24 protein-coding genes are annotated in these 22002 nt (G+C 70.9%); 6 read left to right on the top strand and 18 right to left on the bottom strand.

Annotated features, from left to right (window positions below; genetic code table 11):
* Positions 1 to 20: 20 nt before the first annotated feature.
* Positions 21 to 620, bottom strand: a complete 600-nt coding sequence (locus ADK36_RS17815) for a dihydrofolate reductase family protein (RefSeq protein ID WP_053198228.1) — start codon at positions 618 to 620, stop codon at positions 21 to 23.
* Between the two features lie 307 nt (positions 621 to 927).
* Here ADK36_RS17815 and ADK36_RS17810 point away from each other — a divergent pair, with 307 nt between their 5' ends.
* Positions 928 to 1725: a DUF4389 domain-containing protein gene (locus ADK36_RS17810; RefSeq protein ID WP_048585978.1), complete on the top strand. Its 798-nt coding sequence runs from the start codon at positions 928 to 930 to the stop codon at positions 1723 to 1725.
* Between the two features lie 54 nt (positions 1726 to 1779).
* Here ADK36_RS17810 and ADK36_RS17805 read toward each other — a convergent pair whose 3' ends face one another.
* A complete protein-coding gene (locus ADK36_RS17805) occupies positions 1780 to 2829 on the bottom strand; it encodes a LacI family DNA-binding transcriptional regulator (protein WP_048585977.1) in 1050 nt (349 codons plus the stop codon).
* A 351-nt stretch (positions 2830 to 3180) separates the two neighbouring features.
* On the opposite strand from ADK36_RS17805, the gene ADK36_RS17800 reads away from it, so the two are divergent.
* From ADK36_RS17800 to ADK36_RS17790, 3 genes are read left to right on the top strand one after another with little or no spacing between them, the layout of a single operon-like run.
* Positions 3181 to 4338, top strand: coding sequence for a Gfo/Idh/MocA family protein (locus tag ADK36_RS17800; protein WP_048585988.1), 1158 nt, complete (start codon positions 3181 to 3183; stop codon positions 4336 to 4338).
* Positions 4335 to 5486, top strand: a complete 1152-nt coding sequence (locus ADK36_RS17795; RefSeq protein WP_048585976.1) for a dihydrodipicolinate synthase family protein — start codon at positions 4335 to 4337, stop codon at positions 5484 to 5486. The genes ADK36_RS17800 and ADK36_RS17795 overlap by 4 nt, the downstream gene beginning before the upstream one ends.
* Positions 5487 to 5524: 38 nt before the next feature.
* Complete coding sequence (locus ADK36_RS17790; RefSeq protein WP_048585987.1) at positions 5525 to 6322, top strand: sugar phosphate isomerase/epimerase family protein; 798 nt, start codon at positions 5525 to 5527, stop codon at positions 6320 to 6322.
* A gap of 87 nt (positions 6323 to 6409) precedes the next feature.
* Here the strand turns inward: ADK36_RS17790 and ADK36_RS17785 are convergent, their stop codons facing one another.
* The 16 genes from ADK36_RS17785 to ADK36_RS17710 all read right to left on the bottom strand — a co-directional run bounded on the left by ADK36_RS17785 (position 6410) and on the right by ADK36_RS17710 (position 18916).
* Positions 6410 to 6811 (bottom strand): gas vesicle protein K, encoded by a 402-nt coding sequence (locus tag ADK36_RS17785; protein ID WP_048585975.1) that lies wholly within the window; start codon positions 6809 to 6811, stop codon positions 6410 to 6412.
* Positions 6795 to 7064 (bottom strand): gas vesicle protein, encoded by a 270-nt coding sequence (locus ADK36_RS17780; protein ID WP_048585974.1) that lies wholly within the window; start codon positions 7062 to 7064, stop codon positions 6795 to 6797. The genes ADK36_RS17785 and ADK36_RS17780 overlap by 17 nt, the downstream gene beginning before the upstream one ends.
* Entirely contained in the window at positions 7061 to 7873 is an 813-nt protein-coding gene (locus tag ADK36_RS17775; protein ID WP_048585973.1) for a GvpL/GvpF family gas vesicle protein, read from the bottom strand. Before ADK36_RS17775 ends, ADK36_RS17780 begins: the two co-directional genes overlap by 4 nt.
* Before the next feature lie 2 nt (positions 7874 to 7875).
* Positions 7876 to 8415: a gas vesicle protein gene (locus tag ADK36_RS17770; protein WP_063784535.1), complete on the bottom strand. Its 540-nt coding sequence runs from the start codon at positions 8413 to 8415 to the stop codon at positions 7876 to 7878.
* A 17-nt stretch (positions 8416 to 8432) separates the two neighbouring features.
* Complete coding sequence (locus ADK36_RS50985) at positions 8433 to 9629, bottom strand: SRPBCC family protein (RefSeq protein WP_053198225.1); 1197 nt, start codon at positions 9627 to 9629, stop codon at positions 8433 to 8435.
* On the bottom strand, positions 9622 to 10335 hold the full coding sequence (locus tag ADK36_RS17760; RefSeq protein ID WP_199830201.1) for an ABC transporter substrate-binding protein: 714 nt from the start codon (positions 10333 to 10335) through the stop codon (positions 9622 to 9624). The genes ADK36_RS50985 and ADK36_RS17760 overlap by 8 nt, the downstream gene beginning before the upstream one ends.
* 45 nt (positions 10336 to 10380) lie before the next feature.
* A complete protein-coding gene (locus ADK36_RS17755; protein ID WP_048585970.1) occupies positions 10381 to 10644 on the bottom strand; it encodes a gas vesicle protein GvpG in 264 nt (87 codons plus the stop codon).
* A gap of 46 nt (positions 10645 to 10690) precedes the next feature.
* Complete coding sequence (locus ADK36_RS17750) at positions 10691 to 11404, bottom strand: GvpL/GvpF family gas vesicle protein (protein ID WP_048585969.1); 714 nt, start codon at positions 11402 to 11404, stop codon at positions 10691 to 10693.
* Positions 11405 to 11412: 8 nt separating this feature from the next.
* Entirely contained in the window at positions 11413 to 11907 is a 495-nt protein-coding gene (gene gvpJ, locus ADK36_RS17745; RefSeq protein WP_107083915.1) for a gas vesicle protein GvpJ, read from the bottom strand.
* 62 nt (positions 11908 to 11969) lie between these two features.
* The gene (locus ADK36_RS17740) at positions 11970 to 12299 is read right to left on the bottom strand and encodes a gas vesicle protein (RefSeq protein ID WP_048585967.1); all 330 of its coding nucleotides are present in this window, start codon (positions 12297 to 12299) and stop codon (positions 11970 to 11972) included.
* Between the two features lie 93 nt (positions 12300 to 12392).
* Positions 12393 to 12779 carry a DUF937 domain-containing protein gene (locus ADK36_RS17735; RefSeq protein WP_048585966.1) on the bottom strand — a complete coding sequence of 129 codons (387 nt, stop codon included), beginning with the start codon at positions 12777 to 12779 and terminating at the stop codon, positions 12393 to 12395.
* Between the two features lie 248 nt (positions 12780 to 13027).
* On the bottom strand, positions 13028 to 13417 hold the full coding sequence (rbsD, locus tag ADK36_RS17730) for a D-ribose pyranase (RefSeq protein ID WP_048585965.1): 390 nt from the start codon (positions 13415 to 13417) through the stop codon (positions 13028 to 13030).
* Entirely contained in the window at positions 13414 to 14316 is a 903-nt protein-coding gene (locus ADK36_RS17725; RefSeq protein ID WP_048585964.1) for a ribokinase, read from the bottom strand. The genes rbsD and ADK36_RS17725 overlap by 4 nt, the downstream gene beginning before the upstream one ends.
* A gap of 79 nt (positions 14317 to 14395) precedes the next feature.
* Complete coding sequence (locus ADK36_RS17720) at positions 14396 to 16348, bottom strand: substrate-binding domain-containing protein (RefSeq protein ID WP_053198222.1); 1953 nt, start codon at positions 16346 to 16348, stop codon at positions 14396 to 14398.
* On the bottom strand, positions 16338 to 17882 hold the full coding sequence (locus tag ADK36_RS17715) for a sugar ABC transporter ATP-binding protein (RefSeq protein ID WP_053198221.1): 1545 nt from the start codon (positions 17880 to 17882) through the stop codon (positions 16338 to 16340). Before ADK36_RS17715 ends, ADK36_RS17720 begins: the two co-directional genes overlap by 11 nt.
* Positions 17879 to 18916 (bottom strand): LacI family DNA-binding transcriptional regulator, encoded by a 1038-nt coding sequence (locus ADK36_RS17710; protein ID WP_053198219.1) that lies wholly within the window; start codon positions 18914 to 18916, stop codon positions 17879 to 17881. Before ADK36_RS17710 ends, ADK36_RS17715 begins: the two co-directional genes overlap by 4 nt.
* Before the next feature lie 234 nt (positions 18917 to 19150).
* On the opposite strand from ADK36_RS17710, the gene ADK36_RS17705 reads away from it, so the two are divergent.
* Together ADK36_RS17705 and recD2 are read left to right on the top strand one after the other, a co-directional pair.
* Positions 19151 to 19516, top strand: coding sequence for a hypothetical protein (locus ADK36_RS17705; RefSeq protein WP_048585960.1), 366 nt, complete (start codon positions 19151 to 19153; stop codon positions 19514 to 19516).
* 65 nt (positions 19517 to 19581) lie between these two features.
* On the top strand, positions 19582 to 21837 hold the full coding sequence (gene recD2, locus ADK36_RS17700; RefSeq protein WP_048585959.1) for an SF1B family DNA helicase RecD2: 2256 nt from the start codon (positions 19582 to 19584) through the stop codon (positions 21835 to 21837).
* Positions 21838 to 22002: the final 165 nt, after the last annotated feature.

The following is a 22002-nucleotide window of genomic DNA, read 5'->3' as shown; positions in this document are numbered from 1 at the left end:
GGACGCCCGCGCCTCCACGGCTACCCCTCGGCGGTCGCCGGCCGGTACACGCACACCTGCGCGCCGGTCTTGGCCGTGGTGGCGGAGACGAGCTCCAGCGGCCGCTTCCCCCCGTCCTCCGGAAAGATCGACTTCCCGCCGCCGAGCAGCACCGGCATCACGATGAGCTGCAACTCGTCGACCAGCCCTTCCTGGATGAGGGTCCGCACCAGGGTGGGGCTGCCCATCATCGCCAGGTCGCCGCCCTCCGACGCCCGCAGCTCCCGCACCCGGTCGACGGCCTCCGCGCCGGGGACGAGGGTGGTGTTGTTCCAGGTCAGGTCGGCTTCGGTGAGGGTGCTGGAGACGACGTACTTCTTGATCGAGTTCATCCGGTCGGCGAAGGGGTCCCCGGCCCGCTCCGGCCACGCGTCCGCCATGGTCTGCCAGGTACGGCGCCCGAACAGCAGCGCCTCGGCCTTCCGCATCCCCGCGTCGAAGGCACCGCCGAGGACCTCCTCGTCGAAGTACGGGTGCGACCAGCCACCGTGCGCGAAGCCGCCGTCGGTGTCCTCCTGGGGACCGCCGGGGGCCTGGACGACACCGTCGAGGCTGATGAACTCCGTGATCGCGATGCGCATGGGATTCGCTCCTGTAGTCCGCTGTCCGCTGTCCGCTGTCCGCTGTCCGCTCGGCCCGGGCGAGCCGGTCTTCACGGCATGGGAGACCGGGGTGGAGCCCGGAAATCATCGGTCGGTCGAGTCAAGACGCGGAACGCGGCATTCGGCAGGGGCCGGGCGGCCTGCTTTCCGGCGGTGTCCAGGCTCTGCCTGTCCGCCCTGAGGGGGCGGGCGCATCACCGTTTGGGCCTGCGCAGGGCGCGGAGCCCGCCGCGTCGCCGCAGCATGGTCGTGTCAGGCAGTGTCATCGGCACGACTGGGAGTCTTCATGGCGACGGGCTGGGATCCTCGGGCCGCTACCGACCCCGGGGGCGGTGAGTGGCTGCCCGTCCTGGACATCCCCGCCGCCGCACGGCAGCGGCGCTGGACCGTCCTACTGCGCTGGCTGCTGCTCCTGCCGCAGTTCGTGGTGGTCTGCCTGCTCTCCGTCGCGGCGTTCTTCGTGACCATCGTCGGATGGTTCGCCGCCCTGTTCACGGGACGGCTGCCCGACGCGGTGTTCCGCTTCCTCGGCTCGGTCCTCGCCTACCGGACTCGGGTGACTGCGAGCGCGATGCTCCTGGTCGACCGCTATCCGCCGTTCTCGTTCTCGGCCCCCGACCACCCCGTGCAGATCGAACTGCGGGCCACGCCGCTGAACCGGCTCGCGGTGTTCTTCCGCCTGATCCTGATGATCCCGGCGGCGATCATCAACAACCTCGCGCAGGCGGGCTGGTTCGCGATCTGCTGGGTGTTCTGGCTCATCGGAATCGTGCTGGGGCGGCTGCCCGCGCCCGTCTTCACCGCCACGGCCGCCGTCGCCCGGTACCAGATGCGATTCACCGCCTACGTCACGATGCTGACCCCCGCCTACCCCAAGCGGTTGTTCGGCGACGAGCCGCCCCCGCCGGACCCGGCCCGCTCCGGCACCCGGCCGCTGCTCCTGGACACCACGGCCAAGGTCCTCGTCGTGCTCTTCCTGCTGCTCGGCGTGGCCTGCCATGTCGTCAGCGGCACGGTGGACTACGACGACAACGGCCAGGACGGCGAGGACGTCATGGCCCCGGCTGCGGTGCCCGCACGCTGAACAGCGGCGCAGGCACAGGCGCAGACACCCACCGGGAGATGACGACGGCACGCCTCAGGACGCCCGAGGCCCCCCGGAAGACCCCCGAACCATCAGCTCCCCCCGAATCGTCGCGATCCCCCCGGGCGGCGGCTCCTCGCGCCCCATCGCGATCCGCCCGGCCCGCGCCCCCGCCTCCGACAACGGCAGCCGCACCGTCGTAAGGGAAGGCACCGCGTCGACGCTGAACGGCAGATCGTCGAAGCCGGCGACCGAGACGTCCTCCGGAATGCGCAGCCCGGAGTCGCGCAGCGCCGCACACGCCCCCAGTGCGACGGAGTCGTTCGCCGCGACGACGGCCGTCAGGGACGGATCCCGGCGCAGCAGCTCCAGCGTCGCCTCGTAGCCCGACTGCCGGTCATAGCGGCCGTAGACCGTCCAGCGGGCGTCCTCCTCGATCCCGTGCGCCTCCAGCGCCGCCCGGTGTCCCTCCAGCCGGTGCCGGGTGGTGGTCCGCTCCTCGGGGCCCGCGATGTAGCCGAGGCGCCGGTGGCCCAGGCCGATCAGGTGCTCGGTCAGCTCGCGTCCGCCGCCGCGGTTGTCGAAGGTCAGGGCGATCGCGCCGGTGTCCGGCGACGGCGGCCGTCCGCACAGCACCACGCGCGTCCCGGCGTCCGCCAGCTTCTGCAGCTTCGCCGCGACCGCCGCCGCGTGCGGTGCGTCCTCGACCGCGCCGCCGGTCAGCACGACCGCCGCGGCCCGCTGCCGCTGGAGCAGGGTCAGGTATGTCAGCTCGCGCTCGGGCGAGCCCCCCGTGTTGCAGACCACAGCCAGCCGCTCACCGCCCGCCCGGCCGCCCGGGCCGCCGATCTCCGACTGGATCGCGCTCGCCATGATCCCGAAGAAGGGGTCGGCGATGTCGTTGACCAGGATGCCGACCAGGTCGGACGTGGCCGCGGCCAGCGCGCTCGCGGGACCGTTCAGTACGTAGTCCAGCTCGTCCACCGCCCGCAGCACCCGCTCCCGGGTGGAGGCGGCGACGGGGTAGTTCCCGTTCAGCACGCGCGACACCGTCGCGGGGGAGACCTGGGCGCGGGCCGCCACGTCCGCCAGGGTCACCGTCATCTCGTCGTCCTCCGGTCGCGCATCTCGTCGTACCACCTCGTACTGCCCTCAGGGCCAGGGCAGGTTTGCGTCCTGCTGCTGACAGACCGCTCACAGACAGGCCTGCCTCCTCGTAGACAGGCCGTCGGCGGCCACGGTTCCGTGTATGTCGAGCAGACCTTACGGCCAAGAACCCCCGTCGTTCGTCCCCTCGAACAACTCAACCCGGTCACGGTCTTGTCCGGACCCCTGGTCAGAGGCTAGCTTCTTATCGGATAGAAAGCGCTTGCTGTGACGCTCATCAGGGTAGGGGCGTACGCGGCACGCAGAACCGCGTACGACGCTGTGTACGACGCCTACGAAGGGAATGACGTGACACGCAAGACGGTGCGTATCGCCATGAACGGTGTGACGGGGCGCATGGGCTACCGCCAGCACCTGGTCCGCTCCATCCTGGCCCTCCGCGAGCAGGGCGGTCTCGACCTCGGCGACGGCACCGTGCTGTGGCCGGAGCCGATCCTGGTCGGCCGCCGTGAGCACGCCCTCAAGGCGCTCGCCGAGCAGCACGGCCTGGACCCGGCCGACATCTCGACCGACGTGGACGCCGTCCTCGCCGACCCGACCGTCGAGATCTACTTCGACGCCCAGGTCACCTCCGCCCGCGAGGAGGCGATCAGGAAGGCGATCGCAGCCGGAAAGCACATCTACACCGAGAAGCCGACCGCGACGGGGCTGGAGGGCGCCCTGGAGCTCGCGCGGCTGGCCGCCGACGCCGGCATCAAGCACGGCGTCGTCCAGGACAAGCTCTTCCTCCCGGGGCTGCTGAAGCTGAAGCGGCTCATCGACGGGGGCTTCTTCGGGCGGATCCTCTCCATCCGCGGCGAGTTCGGCTACTGGGTCTTCGAGGGCGACTGGCAGACCGCCCAGCGCCCGTCCTGGAACTACCGTGCCGAGGACGGCGGCGGCATCGTCGTCGACATGTTCCCGCACTGGGAGTACGTGCTCCACGAGCTCTTCGGACGGGTCAAGTCCGTACAGGCCACCGCCACCACCCACATCCCGCAGCGCTGGGACGAGAACGACAAGCCCTACGACGCCACGGCCGACGACGCCGCGTACGGCATCTTCGAGCTCGACGGCGGCGCCATCGCCCAGATCAACTCCTCCTGGGCCGTGCGCGTCAACCGCGACGAGCTGGTCGAGTTCCAGGTGGACGGCACGGAGGGCTCCGCGGTCGCGGGCCTGCGCAACTGCCGGGTCCAGCACCGCTCCCTCACCCCCAAGCCGGTCTGGAACCCGGACATCCCGGCCACCTACTCCTTCCGCGACCAGTGGCAGGAGGTCCCCGACAACTCCGAGTTCGACAACGGCTTCAAGGCCCAGTGGGAGCTGTTCCTCAAGCACGTCTACGCCGACGCCCCCTACCACTGGGACCTCCTCGCCGGTGCCCGCGGCGTCCAGCTCGCCGAGCTGGGCCTGCAGTCCTCGGCCGAGGGCCGCCGTATCGATGTTCCGGAGATCCAGCTGTGACGATCCGACTGCCCGACTTCAAGGGCGGCCTGCGGGCGTACGAACCGCGCGCCGAGCCCCTCGCCCTCACCCCGGGCGCGCCCCTCACCTCCCGGACGGTCTTCTCGGCGGCGCACGTCGTCGCCGACCCGTACGCCGACGTGTCGCCCGACTCGCCCGCCGCCGTCGACTGGGACGCCACCCTCGCCTTCCGCCGCCACCTGTGGTCCCACGGGCTCGGCGTCGCCGAGGCCATGGACACCGCCCAGCGTGGGATGGGCCTGGACTGGGCGGGCGCGGCCGAGCTGATCCGCCGCAGCGCCGCCGAGGCGAAGGCGGTCGGCGGCCGCATCGCCTGCGGTGTGGGCACCGACCAGATCGCCGGCGGTTCGCTCGCCGAGGTCCGGGCCGCCTACGAGGAGCAGCTCGCCGTCGTCGAGGAGACCGGAGCGCAGGCCATCCTGATGGCGTCCCGGGCCCTGGCCGCCGCGGCTTCCGGACCTGAGGACTACCTGGAGGTCTACGGCCACCTCCTGCGCCAGTCCGCCGAGCCGGTGGTCCTGCACTGGCTGGGCCCGATGTTCGACCCGGCGCTGGAGGGCTACTGGGGGTCGAGCGACCTCGACACGGCCACCGACACCTTCCTGGAGGTCATCGCCGCCCACCCCGACAAGGTCGACGGCATCAAGGTCTCCCTGCTGGACGCCCAGCGGGAGATCGACATCCGCCGCCGGCTCCCGCAGGGCGTGCGCTGCTACACCGGTGACGACTTCAACTACCCCGAGCTGATCGCGGGCGACGAGCAGGGCTTCAGCCACGCCCTGCTCGGCATCTTCGACCCGCTGGGGCCGCTGGCGGCCGAAGCGGTACGGGTGCTGGACACGGGGAACGTCTCCGGCTTCCGTGAACTCCTCGACCCCACCGTCGAGTTGTCCCGCCACCTCTTCCAGACGCCCACCCGCTTCTACAAGACGGGCGTGGTCTTCCTGGCCTGGCTGGCCGGCCACCAGAGCCACTTCACCATGGTCGGCGGCCTCCAGTCGGCCCGCTCCCTGCCCCACTTCGCCCGCGCCTACGAACTCGCCGACGGCCTCGGCCTGTTCCCGGACCCGAAGCTGGCTGAGGAGCGGATGAAGAACCTGCTGTCCCTGTACGGAGTGGCCCAGTGAGCGTCGAGAAGGACCTGTCCCGCTTCTCCATCAACCAGATGACGGTGAAGCAGCTGAGCCTGCCCGAACTGGTCGAGGCATGCGGCCGGTTGGGCGTGGTGAACGTCGGCCTGTGGCGCGAGCCCGTCCAGGCGTACGGCCTGGAGGCGACGGCCAAGCTGGTCCGCGACGCGGGTCTGACCGTCACCACCCTGTGCCGCGGCGGCTTCCTCACGGCGGTCGACCCGGACGAGCGGGCCAAGGCGCTCGACGACAACCGCCGCGCGGTCGACGAGGCGGCGACGCTGGGCACGGACACGCTGGTGCTGGTCTCCGGCGGCCTCCCGGCCGGCTCGAAGGACCTGCACGGGGCCCGGGAGCGGATCGCGGACGCGCTGGCGGTGCTCGGCCCGTACGCCGAGGACCACGGGGTGAAGCTGGCGATCGAGCCGCTCCACCCGATGTTCGCCTCGGACCGCTGCGTGGTCTCCACCCTCGCCCAGGCCCTCGACCTCGCCGAGCGCTTCCCCGCCCGGCAGGTCGGCGTCACGGTCGACACGTACCACATCTGGTGGGACGACAACGCGCCCGCGCAGATCGCCCGGGCGGGCGCGGGCGGCCGTATCCACACCTTCCAACTCGCCGACTGGATCACCCCGTTGCCCGAGGGCGTCCTCAACGGCCGCGGTCAGATCGGGGACGGCTCGATCGACATGCGGGAGTGGAAGGGCTACGTCGAGGCGGCCGGGTACACCGGGGCCATCGAGGTGGAGCTGTTCAACGACCAGCTGTGGGCGCGTGACGGCCGCGAGCTGTTGGCGGAGACGGCGGCGCGGTTCGTGGAGCACGCGGGCTAGCCGGGGCGCCGGCAGGGTACGGCGGGACGCCGACGGCATGCGGGCCGTCGGCGTCCCGCAGGATGAAGAGGGCGGTTCTCAGACGCCTCACGGCGGTGGGAGCAGGGTGCCCAGAGGCCCCAGGTCGAGGTTGAGGTCCTCCAGGGTGAGGCCGTAGCGGTCGCACAGTTCGGTCATCCGGTCGTGGAGGAGCATCAGGGTCAGCCCGAGGCGCTCCTCCTGCTCCTCGGTCAGGTCGCCCTCGTCGACGCGGTGCAGGGCCTGGCGCTCCATCAGCTGGCGGAGCAGTTCGACGATGGTGAGGACCAGCCTGACCAGGTCGCGCTCCACGGTCTCGGGGTCGGTGTGCAGCCGGCGTGCGGCGGACCGGCCCGCGGCCGGCGGGGCCACGTCGTCCGGCTGGGCGGGCAGCAGGGAGAAGGCGCGATGAGCGGCGTCCGCGACCTCCCGCAGCCGGTCGGGGGACGGGCGGTCAGCCGGGGGTGTCACCGTGGCCGCCGTAGTCGTATTCCGTGGGCGTCCGGTCGGGCAGGACGGGCGCCCACTGCTCCTCCAGCTGCTCGCGGACGGCGATCACCACCGCGCGCAGCGAGATCCGCACCAGGTCGATGTCCGCGATCGACAGGACGACATCGCCGGTGATCACGACCCCGCCGCTCAGCAACCGGTCCAGCAGGTCGATCAGCGCGACCTGGGTTCCGGTGAGCGGGCGGTCGTCGTCGTACGCGTCGTGCTCGGTCACGGTTGCCGCACCCCTTCGAGGGGGGCGGTGAAGGAGTACGGCGCCCAGGGGCCGGTGACCTCCACGCGTACGCCGGGCAGGTCGTCGGCGGCGTGCAGCATGCGGTCGCGGAACTCCTCGGCCGCGTGGCGCGGGACGAGGTAGGCGTCGTTGGTGACGTTCTCGCCGGGGAGGCGGGCCAGGGTGCCCTGCTGCGGGCGGTGCCGGGCGCGTTCCACCGCGAGACCGCGCGCCCGCTGCTCCGTGCGCCGTACCGCCTCCTCGGCGGCCCGCCAGGTCTCCTCGCGTGCCTGGCGGTGCTGCCTGCGGCGGCGCAGATACGCGCGGCCCGTGTCCGGTGGGGCCGACGGACCCGGCTCGGCAGGGTCGGAGGCCGCGGGGATCTCGGCGTAGACCTTCACGCCCCACTCCACGTGGTCGTCGAACCGGTCCAGCAGCGCGGTGAAGTCCTCCTGACGTTCGACCAGCATCCGCTCGACCCGGCTGTCGTCCAGGTACACCGTGGCCAGCCGCAGTGGGAGGACCGTGGTGCGGGCGGCCAGCGTCTCGATGACCAGGTGATGGGACCGGGCCGTCGTCTCCAGCCAGTCGAGATCCTCCAGGTGCGCCTTCAGGGCCCCCTCCGCGAACTCCTCCCCGGGCACCGCGCTCACCGCGGCGGCCACCGCGCCCGAGCGGACCAGGGTGACGGGTGCGTCCGCCACACCGCGGACGCCGGCCAGCGCCGCCTGCGCCCGCTGTGCCGCGGGGTCGGACGACCTGACCACGGCGTAGGCGTAGCTCAGACAGCTCAGAAGTGGCCCGTTCACGGCTATCGGTCCCGGTCCCTGTCCCGGTCCCTGTCCCGGTCCCTGTCCCGGTCCCTGTCCTGGTTCCGGTCCCTGTCCTCGGCGTCGTCCTTCCTGCGCCGGGGACGGCGTGGTTCGGTGCCGGGCTCCCGGTCCGTCTCACGGGCCCGGCGTCGACCGCCCGATCCGCGCTCGGGCAACTCGCCCGCGGATTCGGCCCTCTCGGACGTCTCGACCTTCCGCCGCAGCTCCTCCACCTCGGCGCGCAGACGCTCGTTCTGCTCCTTGAGGCTGTTCTGCCGGTCGGCGCCGGAGGACAGCGCGGGGTCGTGCTCCCACCAGTCGATGCCGATCTCCCTGGCCTTGTCGACCGAGGCCACCAGGAGACGGAGCTTGATGGTGAGCAGCTCGATATCGAGCAGGTTGATCTTGATGTCGCCGACGATGACGATGCCTTTGTCGAGCACGCGTTCAAGGATGTCGGCGAGGTTCGCGCCGGATGACTCGCCGTACGGGGAGAGTGCCCGGGACGGCGTGGAGCGGGTAGGGACGGGCTCGGTCACGGTGTTCACATCCGCGGTCAGCCACGGCGCCGGCGGGTCGGGCGGGGTTCCTCGTCGGTGTCGTCGTAGCGGTCGTCAGGCTCCCGGTCTTCGTTCTCGTCCTCGTCTTCGTCCTCCCAGTCGTCCTCGTCGTCCTCGTCGACTTCGTCGTCCTTGGCGGTGGCGGCCTCGTCGTCCTCCTCGGTCTCCTCGTCCTCGTACCGGTCCTCGGGCTCCCCGTCCTCTTCCGACTCCTCGTCCTCCTCGTCGTACTCGTCCTCGGGCTCCTCCTGCTCGGCCCGGCCCTCCTCGTCCTGCTTCGCTTCCGCCTCCTCGACCTCCTCGGGCTCCCGGACCACCTCGCCCTCGCGGATCTCCCCGCGCCAGCCGCCGGTGGCCTCCCCGCGCATCATCACGAAGGTGCGGAAGAGCTTCAGGTCGAGGCGGGCGCGGCGCCCCTGGGCCCGCATCCAGCTGCCGACCCGCTCGACAGGCCCCTTGGGGAAGTACCGCAGGACCAGCAGCACTTTGGTGAGGTTCTCGGTGAGCGGGTGGAAGGTGATGACGCCCTGGGTGGTGGCCTTGTCCCCGGTGCTCGTCCAGGCGATGCGCTCGTCGGGCACCTGTTCCGTGATGGTGCTCCGGAAGCGCCGGTTGGACTTGGCGACCTTCACATGCCACTTGGCCGTGGTGTCGTCCTGTTGCTCGATGCCGACCACGCCCTTGGCGAACCGGTCGAACTCCTGGAACTGCGTCCACTGGTCGTACGCCTCGCGCACGGGCACGCCCACGTCGATGTCCTCGATGATGGTGAGCCCTTTGCCCATGCTGTCCGGGTCGTTGCCGGGGTCCTTGTCGCGGCTCTGCCCGGGCAGATGCCCGGCGGCATCCTTGGCCTTGTCCACCACCGCGTCCTTGGCGTGCGAGGCCGAGTCCTTCGCGTGGGAGGCCGTCGAGGTCAGCGCCCCCATGCCCGACGGCAGGTGCTCGCCGAGCTTCTTGCCGCCCTTGGCCACCGCGCCGGCCAGCCCGCGCGGACCGATGTGGGCCTCGCCCAGCTTGCGCGCGCCCGAGCCGAGTCGGTCGCCCATGCCCTCCAGCGCGTGCTGGAGCCGGGCCTGGACGTAGCTCTCCAGCTCCTTCTTCAGCCGATCCGCGCCCGGCACCGCGTCGCCGGCCTTGGAGAGGGTCCGAGTGCCGCCCGAGTCGCTTCCCGTCGACTTGCGCTCAGCCATCGTCCTGCCTCCTCGAGCGCGCGGTGCCGCCGCTGCGCGAGCGGCTCTGTGCTGCGGAGGTCTTCCGCTTGCGGGGCTGCTCCGCGTCCTGCTCCGCGTCCTGCTCCGCGTCCTGCTCCGCGTCCTGCTCCGCGTCCTGCTCCGCGTCCTGCTCCGCGTCCTGCTTCATGTACTGCCCTGACTTGCTGCGCCTCTGCTTGGCGCGTCCCCCGCTCCGAGGTGCCTTTCGGGGCTCCCTGGCCTTCTCTTCGCGCGGCTCTTCGTCCGGTTCGTCCTCGTCTTCGGGCTCGTCCTCGTCCTCGTCCTCGTCCAGATCCTCGTCTTCGAGTTCGTCCTCGGGCTCGGTCTCGTCCTCGGGCTCGGTCTCGTCCTCGGCGTCCTCACCGCGGCCCGTGTCCCGCTCGCCCGGCTCCTCGGCCTCTCCCCGCAGTCCGGCGGTGCGCCGGTGCAGGGTGTCGGCCAGGTGGTCGGCCTTCGAGCTCAGGACGGTGGTCGCCGCCGCCTTCCCCGCGTCGGTCAGCTCGGAGCGCACCTGGTCGGTGAGGGTGTGGACGAAGGGGGACTCCTGGAGGGCCTTGCCGACCTGCCCGGGCTTGATCCGCGATCCGGCGAGCAGCGCACCGAGGCCGATGGCGAGCTTCGCCTTCTTGGTCCGGCCCAGCACATAGCCGCCCAGCAGGGCGGTGCCGATCTTGGCGTTGTTCATGACCTGTCTTCTTTCCTCACCAAGCAGCGGCTCGCGACCCGGCCGTCACGGACCGGGCTGTCCGCCCTGTCGCAGCTGGTAGGCCCTGATCTCCTCCAGGCGGTGCAGCAGGGCCTCCTCCTGCCGTGCGAACTCCTCGTCGTCGATACGGTCCTCGTCCCGCGCCCGCTCCAGGTTGATGAGCGCCTCCTGCACGGGAGCCGGGTCGTAGTACTCGTCCTCGGCGGCCTTGACCACCTTGTCGAGCACCCAGCCGATGCCCCGGACGGGCGCGAACGGGAGCGTCAGAATCCCGGTGACCAGTCCCACGGCACCTCCTCTCCCACAGGACCTGAATCCGGCAGGGCCCCGAACCTCAGACGAAGCTGTACGGCGGCAGAGGGCCGCGCAGCCGCAACTCCACGCCCTCGCCGTAGCGTTCGGCCAGTTCCTGCCCGACCCGGTTGAACTCCTCGGCCCTGTCCTCGTCCAGGAGGAAGGACGCGCTCACGAAGTACTGGTGCGACGGCGGCGCGACCTTCTCCGCCTCGGCGAGCGGCCGTAGCGCGGCGAGGACCTCCCCGGCGAGGGCGTCCTGCCGGCCCTGCACCTCCTGGGACACCAGCTCGCCGAGCGCCAGCCGGTCCTCGTAGGTCCCGCCGCCCGAACGGGTCAGCTCGTTCAGCTCGCGGGCCTGCGTGTTCTGTTCGAGGACGGCACGTACCAGTGTGTCCTCGTCCAGAACGCCCTTGACGTTGAACTCCGCCCGCCCGGCGAGTTCGTCCAGACGCTGTGCGAAGAGCTGCGCCCGCTCCTCCAGGACGCCGCGTACGGCCTCCTCGTCGGCGGCGACGAACCCGAAGCTGAGCGGCAGGGTGGGGCCGTCGGCCCAGAGCCGCTCCTGGACGTCCTGATGCGCCTGGATGTCCCGGCGGGCCACCGAGAGATCCTCCGGGCACTCGCTGACGACCGCGCACAGGGAGGCGCCGCGCACCACGCGCACCTCGCCGGGCGGGTCGCCCACGCCCTTGACGTCGCCCAGGTCCAGCGGGTGCGACTCCTTGGTGATCGCGTACACATACACGGACATGGGCTCGTTCACTCCTCCCGGTCCCGTGTGGAGCGGCGTTCCGAGCGGCGTTCGGGCCGCTCGCGGCGCTTCTCGCGCGCCGGCCTGCGCTCACGCTCGGCGTCCTCGGCCTCGTACTCCTTGTCCTCGCTCTCGTCACCGTCGCCCTTGAAGGACTCGGTGATCGCCTCGACCGCGCCCGACAGCGCCCCTTTGCTCTTGCCGTGGGCGCCGCTCTCGACGGAGCCCTCGACGATGTCGGTCAGCTGCGAGGGCGCCTTGCGGCCGGACTCCAGATCCAGCCGGTTGGCCGCCTCGGCGAAGCGCAGGTACGTGTCGACGCTGGCGACGACCACCCGCGCGTCGATCTTCACCAACTCGATGCCCACCAGGGACACCCGCACGAACGCGTCGATGACCAAGCCTCGGTCCAGGACGAGTTCCAGTACGTCGTAAAGGTTCCCCGAACCGCCTCCGGCGGCGGGGGCACCACCAGCACCGTTGCCCTGTGGCACCACAGTCACGGTGAAATCCCTTCCGGCCCGAATTCCCGGCGAAAGGGCGAGCGACCTCGGGGCGTCTTCCCCTAGCGGCCGTCCTTCCTGTCCACCTGCGCGCGCGTGTAGCGACGCCCGCGCTCGTACGCCAGCAGCTTCCCCTCCGGGTCCAGCACCACTTGGTAGCTGGCCATCACGCTGGTTGTCTCGGGAATGCGTTCCAGCTCCACGACCTCGACATCGGCTTCCCAGCCCTGATCCGTCGGCCTCAGCGAGGAAACCGACTCGGGAGCCCTCCCCAGCAGCTCACTGAGTTGTTCGATCGCGGACCGCATCGCATCGGCGGCGGACACCCGCGCTCCGGCGGATTTCTGTCGTGATGAGGAACGAGCCTTGCGCGGCTCACGATCACCCGTGATCTTTCACCCTCTCGGTGTACCCCTCAATCTTCTGCCTCACACAGAGCCCACGCCACTCGGTTCATCGCGCGGACCAGTACCTGACCTGGGCCGCTATTTCCCGGCCGCCCGTTTGGTGAGTACCGCCAGTTCCACCGGAATCACCATCTCCACCACCCGGGACACGGCTTCCTGCGGCAGCCCCGTCTTCCGGGCCACCGCGTCCGCGACCGGCCTGGCCTCCTCGGCCAGCAGCCCGGCCATGAGGCCGCCGGTCGCGAAGCCGCCCAGGGTGGCCACGCCGGTGAGCGGGGCGTCGTGCGGCGTCGCGACGGTCTCCGCCTCGCCGGACAGCGCTGCCACCGTCGTACCGACCAGCTGTCGGGCCCCTGCCTCGTCCGTTCCCAGCAGCTCCGCGATGTCGCCGATCCGGCCGTCGCCGAGTTCGTCGAGTACGTCGTCCTGGAGGGCTGTGAGGGGGTTTTCGTCTACCTCTTGCATGTCTGAAACGCTACGTCTGTCCCGATTCCGGGGCACGTCGAAGGCGCGTCGAAAAAAATCAGCGGAGAACGTACAACCCTTCCCCCACCTCGCGGGTCGTACTTGGAGTCAGGACTCTTGGAGGGGGATCTGGGGGGATCGCGGGGGTTCTGACGGGGAGGGGAAACCCCGAGGGGCTCGGTCAACGGACCGGGCCCCTCGAAACGTTCCTGGCACCCCTGCTCAGATTCCCTGCTCAGAATCCCTGGTCAGAAAAAGACCCCGCAGCGCAGCAGCACGTTCGCGTACGGCCGTGCCTCCCCGGTCCGTACCACCAGCCGCGCCCCGGCCGACAGCTCCTTGAGCCGCTCGTGCGTGACCAGCTCCAGCTCGGGAAACTCCCCCGCCAGCAGCGCGGCCGCCGCGGGATTCGCCTCGTGGATCTCCCGCGCCGCCGTCGCGCCCTCCACCACCAGCTCGGCCAGCAGACCGTCCAGCACCTCGGCGAAGGACGGCACCCCGGCCCGGAAGGCGAGGTCCACGACCCGGGGACCGTCGGGTATCGGCATGCCCGCGTCGCACACCAGCACCCCGTCGCCGTGGCCCAGCTCGGCGAGGGCGCCGGAGAGATGGCGGTTCAGGATTCCGGCCTTCTTCACAGGGCCTCGACCTCCGCCGCGGTGGGGAACGACACCTGCGCGCCCTCCCGCGTCACGGCCACCGCCCCGACCCGGGCCGCGTACGCCGCCGCCTCGGCCAGGGACGAGCCCGTCCCGAGCTTCCAGGCCAGCGCGGCCGTGAACGCGTCACCCGCGCCCGTCGTGTCCACCGCGTCCACCCGCACGGACGGGACCCGGGTCACGCCCTCCGCGGAGGCCACCAGCGCGCCCTCCGCGCCGAGGGTCACGACGACCGAGCGGGGGCCCTTGGCGAGCAGGATCCGCGCCCAGTCCTCCGGGGTGTCGCCGACCGCGGAGTCGCCGAGGATCACCTTCGCCTCGTGCTCGTTCACGATCAGCGGGTCGCAGGCCGCCAGCACCTCGGCCGGCAGCGGGCGGGGCGGGGACGGGTTCAGGACGAAACGGCTGCCGTCCGCGAGGCTGCGCACGACCTCGACGACCGTCTCCAGCGGGATCTCCAGCTGGGCCGACACCACCCGCGACGCCTGGAAGAGGCTCGCGGCGGCCCGCACGTCCTCGGGGGTGAGCCTGCCGTTGGCGCCCGGCGAGACCACGATGCTGTTGTCCCCGGACGGGTCCACCGTGATCAGCGCGACGCCGGTCGGCGCGCCGCCGACCAGGACGCCCACCGTGTCGGCGCCGGCCGCCCGCTGCGAGTCGAGCAGCAGCCGGCCGTGCGCGTCGTCGCCGACCCGGGCCAGCAGGGCCGTACGGGCACCGAGCCGGGCGGCCGCGACCGCCTGGTTCGCGCCCTTGCCGCCGGGATGGACGGCCAGATCGGAGCCGAGCACGGTCTCGCCGGCCCCCGGCCGACGCTCGACGCCGATCACCAGGTCGGCGTTGGCCGACCCTACGACCAGGAGGTCGTAGTCGTACATGAGTTGCTCCCCTGGTAGGTGACGGGAGCGGGCGGCCACGCTCCTGGACCGCCCGCCCTGTTGGTCTCGGCCCGCGGGCTCAGCCCGTGAAGCCGGCCACGTTCTCCTTGGTGACCACCTTCACCGGCACCATCACCGACTTCTCGACCTTGTCGCCCGCGGCGGCCTTCACCGCGTTCTGCACGGCGATCCTGCCGAGCTCCGTCGGCTGCTGCGCCACCGACGCGTACAGCGTGCCCGCCTCGACGGCCTTGAGACCGTCCGCGGTTCCGTCGAAGCCGATGACCTGGACGGACTTGCCGGCCTTGGAGCCGAGCGCCTTGATCGCGCCGAGGGCCATCTCGTCGTTCTCCGCGAAGACGCCGTCGATGTCGGGGTTGGCCTGGAGCAGGTTGGTCATGACGTCAAGGCCCTTGGTGCGGTCCCAGTCGGCGGGCTGCTTGGCGACGACCTCGATGTCCGGGTAGGCCTTCAGGCCCTCGGCGAAGCCCGAGCCGCGCTCACGGCTGGCGGAGGTGCCCGCCTGGCCCTGGAGGATCACGATCCTGCCCTGGCCGCCCAGCTTCTCGGCGAGCGACTTGGCGGCCAGCTTGCCGCCGGTGACGTTGTCGGAGGCGACGAGCGCGGCGGTGGAGGCGTTGTTGACCGACCGGTCGACGGCGACGAGCGGGATGTCCGACTTGTTGACGGCCTTCGCCGCCGGGGTCACCGCGTCGGAGTCCACCGGGTTCACGATGATCGTGCCGAGGCCCTCACTGGTGAAGTTCTGCAGCTGGTTGGCCTGCTGCGAGGCGTCGTTCTGCGCGTCGGTGACGGTCAGGTCCACGCCCAGCTTCTTCGCCTCGGCCTGCGCGCCCGCCCGGATCTGCACGAAGAACGGGTTGTTGAGGGTCGACAGCGACAGCCCGATCTTCTTGCTCTTCGCCTCCGACGAACCGGTGTGCAGGAAGGACATCGCACCGACGAGGGCCGCCGCGACCACGGCCGCGAGGACGTACGTCGCCGCCTGCCTGCCCTTGCCGCCCTGGGAGGTGCCCGCGGCCACCGGGGTCGCCCCCGCCTTGCGCCGCACCGTGTCCAGGAGCACCGCCAGCGCGATGACGACACCGATGACGACCTGCTGCCAGAACGCGGACACCGAAAGGAGGTTGAGGCCGTTGCGCAGCACCGCCAGGATCAGCGCGCCGATCAGCGTCCCGGACGCCTTGCCCGTGCCGCCGGCCAGCGAGGCGCCGCCGATGACGACCGCCGCGATGGCGTCGAGCTCGTAGCCCTGCGCGGCCTGCGGCTGCGCGGAGGAGAGGCGGGCGGCGAGCACGATGCCCGCGGCGGCGGCGAACAGACCGGAGAAGGCGTAGATCGCGAGCTTCTGCTTCTTCACCCGCAGACCGGAGAGCCGGGCCGCCTCCTCGTTGCCGCCGATCGCGTACATGGAGCGGCCGATGTACGTCCGCCCCAGCACGAACGCCGTGATCAGACCCATGCCGACCATCACGAGCACCGGCACCGGCAGCCAGCCGCCGAGGGTGTCGCCGAGGTGCGAGACCGAGTCGGGGAGGGCGATGGGGGAGCCCTGCGAGATCACCAGGGACAGGCCGCGGGCCACCGACAGCATGGCCAGGGTCGCGATGAACGGCGGCAGCTTGCCGTACGAGATCAGGATGCCGTTGACCACGCCGCACGCTATGCCGGTCGCGATCGCGAGGACGACCGCCAGGACGACCGGAATGCCCTGCGAAGTGGCGCTCCAGGCCAGGACGGTGGCCGACAGGGCGGCGACCGAGCCGACCGACAGGTCGATGCCCGCCGAGACGATCACGAAGGTCACGCCGAAGGCGAGGATGGCGGTCACGGCCGCCTGGACGCCGACGTTGAGGAGGTTGTCCGTCGTCATGAAGTCGCCGGACAGCGCCGACATGGCGATGACGAGGACGATCAGCGCGGTCAGCGCGCCGTTGTCGAGGAGGAGGCGGCGCAGGCCGCCCGGGGCGCCACTCGCGCCCGCTGGGCTCTTGAGCGTGTCAGTGGCCACGGGTGGCCTCCGTTCCGGTCTTGTCGGTGGTTCCGGTCTTGTCGGTGGGGTTGCTGACGGCGAGTGCCATCACGGAGTCCTGGGTGGCCTCGTCGGCGGTGAGTTCGCCCGCGATCCGGCCCTGCGCCATCACCAGGACCCGGTCGCTCATGCCGAGGACCTCCGGCAGATCGCTGGAGATCATCACGACGGCGGCGCCCTGAGCGGTGAGTTCGTTGATGAGCTGGTAGATCTCGACCTTGGCGCCGACGTCGATGCCGCGCGTCGGTTCGTCGAGGATCAGCACCTTGGTGTCGGCGAGCAGCCACTTGCCGATGACGACCTTCTGCTGGTTGCCGCCGGAGAGCGTACGGACGTGCTGCCCGAGGCCCGCCATCCGCACGCCGAGCTGCCCCGCGATGCGCGCCGCCGCCTCGCGCTGGCCCTTGAGATCGACGAGCCCCGCGCGTGTGGCCGCACGCAGCGTCACCAGGCCGAGGTTCTCCTCGACGGACGCGTCCAGCACCAGGCCCTGGCCCTTGCGGTCCTCGGGGATCAGCCCGATGCCCGCGGTCATCGCCGCGTTGACGTCGTACTTGGGGAGGGCGGAACCGCCGACCTTCACGGCCCCCTTGTCGTACGGGTCCGCCCCGAACACGGCCCGCACGACCTCGGTACGGCCGGCGCCGACCAGGCCCGCGATGCCGACCACCTCACCGGCGTGCACCTCGAAGCTGACGTCGTGGAAGACGCCGTCCCGGGTCAGCCCCTCGACCGACAGCAACGCGGCGCCGCGGTCGGCCCGTTCGCGCGGGTACTGCTGCTCGATGGAGCGCCCCACCATGAGCCGTACGAGTTCGTCCTCGGGCGTGGCGGCCGGGACCTGCCCGACGCTCTTGCCGTCCCGGATGACCGTCACCCGGTCGCCCAGCGCGGCGATCTCCTCCAGGTGATGCGTGATGAAGACGATGCCCACGCCGTCCTCGCGCAGCCTGCGCACGATCGTGAAGAGCTTCTCGACCTCCTCGGAGGTGAGCACGGCGGTCGGCTCGTCCATGATCAGCACGCGCGCGTTCAGGCTGAGCGCCTTCGCGATCTCGACCATCTGAAGGCGTGCGATGCCGAGTTCACGCACGCGCGCGCGTGGCGACACCTTCACGCCCACGCGCGCGAGGAAGACCTCGGCGTCGGCCTCCATCTTCTTCCGGTCGATCATCCCGAAGCGGCGCGGCTGGCGTCCCAGGAAGATGTTCTCGGCGACCGTCAGATCGGGAACGAGGTTGAACTCCTGGTAGATGGTGGCGATCCCGAGGCGCTCGGAGTCCTGCGCACCATGGATGCGCGTCTCCTCACCGCCGACCAGGATCCGCCCGGCGTCGGGCGTGTACGCGCCGGAGAGCATCTTGATGAGGGTGCTCTTGCCCGCGCCGTTCTCACCGAGGAGGACGTGCACCTCACCCCGGCGCAGATCGAAGTCGACGCCGTCCAGCGCGACCACGCCCGGGAAGACCTTCCGTATGCCCTCGATGCGCAGCAACTCGTCCGCGTTGCTCACGACTGGCTCCTGTTCGTTACGGGGGACGGCTCCGAGGGAGCCGGTGGTTCGCCGCAGGAGCGGCGTACGACGAGACGGGCGGGGAGGGTGACGGACTCGCCGGGCCGTCCCTCGATGCGGTCGACCAGGGCCCGTACGGCGGCCCGGCCCAGCTCGCCCGTCGGCTGGGCGATCGCGGTGACCGGCGGATCGGTGTGCACGAACCACCGGATGTCGTCGAACGCGGCCAGCGCGAGGTCGTCCGGTACGCGCAGCCCGCGCGCGCGTACGGCGTCCAGCGCGCCGAGCGCCATCAGGTTGTCGGCCGCGAAGACGACCTCGGGCGGCTCGGGCAGGTCGAGGAAGCCCTCGGTGACCCGGCGCCCGCTGTCGGCCTGGAAGTCGCCCTGCCCTATGTAGGCGTCGGGCAGTTCGAGTCCGTACGCGCCGAGCGCTTCCCGGAAGGCCTCGACCCGCTCCCGCCCGGTGGTGGTCGCCGCGGGGCCCGCGATGATGGCGAGCCTGCGGTGCCCGAGCCCGTGCAGATGCGCGACGAGATCCCGTACGGCACCCCGCCCGTCCGCCCGCACCACCGGCACGTCCACGCCCGGGATCCACCGGTCCACGAAGACCATCGGCGTGCCCGCGCGCGCGGCGTCCAGCATCAGCGGCGAGCCGCCGTCGGTGGGGGAGACCAGCAGGCCGTCGATACGGCGGTCCAGCAGGTTCCGTACGTGATGGTCCTGGAGGTCGGGCCGCTCGTCGGCGTTGCCGATGATGACGCTGTAGCCGAGCGCGCGGGCCTCCTCCTCGACGGAGCGGGCCAGTTCGGTGAAGTAGGGGTTCATCACGTCGCTGATGACCAGGCCGAGGGTGTGGGTCTGGTCGGTGCGCAGGGAGCGGGCGACGGCGTTCGGGCGGTAGCCCAGGCTCTCGACGGCGGCCAGCACGCGTGCGCGTGCCTCGGCGCTGACCGACGGATGGTCGTTCAGGACGCGCGAGACCGTGGCGACGGAAACGCCCGCCTCGGCAGCGACGTCCTTGATGCTCGCCATCGCCGCTCCACCTCCTCGTGGATCGTTCGGGGAGTCGATGGCCGATCCTCGTGGAATCGATTACATCGACGTTTCACGGAGGATTGGAATCGATTACACGGGGGTTAATCAACCCCTCAACCACATCCCGAGACCGGATCGTGATGTCGCGGCGCTCGCGGGGGTGGGTCCACGCTGGAAGAGCAGGGGGTTCGTCCTCAAGGCAAGGCCCTCGTGGGCCGGAGCGGAGGAACCATGACGGCAGCGACACGCGACGACGTAGACGTCGCCCTCGCCGGTGACGGTGTGGAGGTGCGTACCCAGCCCATCGGTGGCGGCATGTCCGTCGGCTACATCAGCCTGCCGGAGGGCACGGACATGGGCCCCGCCCTCAAGGGCCTCGACGGTGACGCCTGCCAGTGCCCGCACTGGGGCTACCTGCTCAAGGGCCGGCTGCGGATGCTGACGGCCGAGGGCGAGGAGCAGTACGAGGCGGGACAGGCGTACTACTGGGCGCCCGGCCATGTCCCCGTGGCCATGGAGGACTGCGAGTTCGTGGAGTTCTCGCCGACCGAGGACTTCCAGAGGGTGATCGACCACGTGAAGTCGCAGGTGGGTTGACCGGCGGGACGCCGCTTTGTCCACAGGCCGCGCGCACTGTCGGACCCGGGCGGTAGCGTCGGATCATGTCCAATCAGGCGGGGAGTTCCACGGGCGAGCGACGACTGGCCGTCCTCGAAGGCGTCCTGGAGCGGATCACGTACGCCAACGAGGAGAACGGCTACACGGTCGCCCGCGTCGACACCGGCCGGGGCGGCGGTGACCTGCTCACCGTCGTCGGTGCGCTGCTCGGCGCCCAGGTCGGCGAGTCCCTGCGGCTGGAGGGCCGTTGGGGCTCCCACCCGCAGTACGGCAAGCAGTTCACGGTGGAGAACTACACCACCGTCCTCCCCGCCACGGTCCAGGGCATCCGCCGCTACCTCGGCTCGGGGCTCGTCAAGGGCATCGGCCCGGTCTTCGCCGACCGCATCACCCAGCACTTCGGACTGGACACCCTGACGATCATCGAGGAGGAGCCCAAGCGGCTCATCGAGGTCCCGGGCCTCGGCCCCAAGCGGACCAAGAAGATCGCCGACGCCTGGGAGGAGCAGAAGGCGATCAAGGAGGTCATGCTCTTCCTCCAGACCGTCGAGGTGTCCACCTCCATCGCGGTGCGGATCTACAAGAAGTACGGCGACGCCTCGATCTCCGTCGTGAAGAACCAGCCGTACCGGCTGGCGGCCGACGTCTGGGGCATCGGCTTCCTCACCGCCGACAAGATCGCCCAGAGCGTGGGCATCCCGCACGACAGTCCCGAGCGGGTGAAGGCGGGCCTGCAGTACGCGCTGTCGCAGGCCACCGACCAGGGCAACTGCTATCTCCCCGAGGAGCAGCTGATCGCGGACGCGGTGAAGCTCCTCCAGGTCGACACGGGACTCGTCATCGAATGCCTCGCGGAGCTGGCCCAGGTCCCCGAGGACGGCGGCGACCCCGGTGTAGTACGGGAGAAGGTCCCCGGTCCCGACGGCGGCTCGGAGCCCGTGACCGCCGTCTATCTCGTCCCCTTCCACCGGGCCGAACTCTCCCTCTCCGCCCAGCTGTTGCGCCTCCTGCGCACCGACGAGGACCGGATGCCGGGCTTCCATGACGTGGCCTGGGACAAGGCCCTGGGCTGGCTCAGGGGCCGTACGGGCACGGACCTCGCCCCGGAGCAGGAGGCCGCCGTCAAGCTGGCGCTGACGCGGAAGGTCGCCGTTCTCACCGGCGGCCCCGGCTGCGGCAAGTCCTTCACGGTCCGCTCGATCGTGGAGCTGGCCCGCGCGAAGAAGGCCAGGGTCGTGCTGGCCGCCCCCACCGGCCGCGCCGCCAAGCGCCTCGCCGAGCTGACCGGAGCCGAGGCGTCCACCGTCCACCGCCTCCTGGAGCTCAAGCCCGGCGGTGACGCGGCATACGACAGGGAACGCCCGCTCCAGGCCGACCTGGTGGTGGTCGACGAGGCGTCCATGCTGGACCTACTGCTCGCCAACAAGCTGGTCAAGGCCGTACCGCCGGGCGCCCATCTGCTCTTCGTGGGCGACGTGGACCAACTGCCCAGCGTCGGCGCCGGAGAGGTCCTCAGGGACCTGCTGGCCGAGGGCAGCCCCATCCCCGCCGTGCGCCTCACCCGTGTGTTCCGCCAGGCCCAGCAGTCCGGCGTGGTGACCAACGCGCACCGGATCAACGCCGGGCAGCACCCCGTCACCGACGGCATGAAGGACTTCTTCCTCTTCGTCGAGGACGACACGGAGGCGGCCGGGCGGCTCACGGTGGACGTCGCGGCCCGCCGCATTCCGGCCAAGTTCGGCCTCGACCCGCGCCGGGACGTCCAGGTTCTCGCTCCCATGCACCGCGGACCGGCCGGCGCGGGCACGCTGAACGGACTGCTTCAACAGGCCGTCACCCCGGGGCGCCCCGATCTGGCGGAGAAGCGGTTCGGCGGCCGGGTGTTCCGTGTCGGCGACAAGGTCACCCAGATCCGCAACAACTACGAGAAGGGGAAGAACGGCGTCTTCAACGGCACCGTGGGCGTGGTCACCTCGCTCGACCCGGTCGACCAGCGCCTCACGGTGCTGACGGACGAGGACGAGGAGGTTCCGTACGAGTTCGACGAACTGGACGAACTGGCACACGCGTACGCGGTGACGATCCACCGTTCACAGGGAAGTGAATATCCCGCGGTGGTGATCCCCGTCACGACCGGAGCATGGATGATGCTTCAGCGAAACCTGCTGTACACCGCCGTGACCCGCGCCAAACGGCTGGTCGTCCTCGTGGGTTCACGCAAGGCGATCGGCCAGGCGGTGCGCACGGTGTCGGCGGGGCGGCGCTGCACGGCGCTCGACTACCGGCTCGCCGGTTCCTGATCTTGCTCCGGGGCTGCCGGAGGTCACCCTCCTGACCTGGCTATTCGTGAGGCATCGAAAAAAATGATCGATCAAACGAGTCGTGAAGGTCACAGAGCACTTCCGGATGGGGAAAACAGGGGGCAGGATGACAAGTTGGCGGCACTCAGTGCCGCCAATAGGCCC

This window comes from Streptomyces viridochromogenes, from assembly GCF_001270495.1.
In the GTDB taxonomy this organism is placed as follows: domain Bacteria; phylum Actinomycetota; class Actinomycetes; order Streptomycetales; family Streptomycetaceae; genus Streptomyces; species Streptomyces viridochromogenes_A.
This window is presented reverse-complemented; position numbering and strand designations above follow the sequence as displayed.

Excerpts from the sequence above, each read along its gene's own strand:
- ADK36_RS17790 (WP_048585987.1), top strand. The coding sequence starts at position 5,525 with ATGACGGTGAAGCAGCTGAGCCTGCCCGAACTGGTCGAGGCATGCGGC.
- ADK36_RS17710 (WP_053198219.1), bottom strand. The coding sequence starts at position 18,916 with ATGGCGAGCATCAAGGACGTCGCTGCCGAGGCGGGCGTTTCCGTCGCC.
- ADK36_RS17735 (WP_048585966.1), bottom strand. The coding sequence starts at position 12,779 with ATGCAAGAGGTAGACGAAAACCCCCTCACAGCCCTCCAGGACGACGTA.
- ADK36_RS17810 (WP_048585978.1), top strand. The coding sequence starts at position 928 with ATGGCGACGGGCTGGGATCCTCGGGCCGCTACCGACCCCGGGGGCGGT.
- ADK36_RS17805 (WP_048585977.1), bottom strand. The coding sequence starts at position 2,829 with ATGACGGTGACCCTGGCGGACGTGGCGGCCCGCGCCCAGGTCTCCCCC.
- recD2 (WP_048585959.1), top strand. The coding sequence starts at position 19,582 with ATGTCCAATCAGGCGGGGAGTTCCACGGGCGAGCGACGACTGGCCGTC.
- ADK36_RS50985 (WP_053198225.1), bottom strand. The coding sequence starts at position 9,629 with ATGGCTGAGCGCAAGTCGACGGGAAGCGACTCGGGCGGCACTCGGACC.
- ADK36_RS17750 (WP_048585969.1), bottom strand. The coding sequence starts at position 11,404 with ATGTCCGTGTATGTGTACGCGATCACCAAGGAGTCGCACCCGCTGGAC.
- ADK36_RS17705 (WP_048585960.1), top strand. The coding sequence starts at position 19,151 with ATGACGGCAGCGACACGCGACGACGTAGACGTCGCCCTCGCCGGTGAC.
- ADK36_RS17815 (WP_053198228.1), bottom strand. The coding sequence starts at position 620 with ATGCGCATCGCGATCACGGAGTTCATCAGCCTCGACGGTGTCGTCCAG.
- ADK36_RS17760 (WP_199830201.1), bottom strand. The coding sequence starts at position 10,335 with ATGAACAACGCCAAGATCGGCACCGCCCTGCTGGGCGGCTATGTGCTG.
- ADK36_RS17725 (WP_048585964.1), bottom strand. The coding sequence starts at position 14,316 with ATGTACGACTACGACCTCCTGGTCGTAGGGTCGGCCAACGCCGACCTG.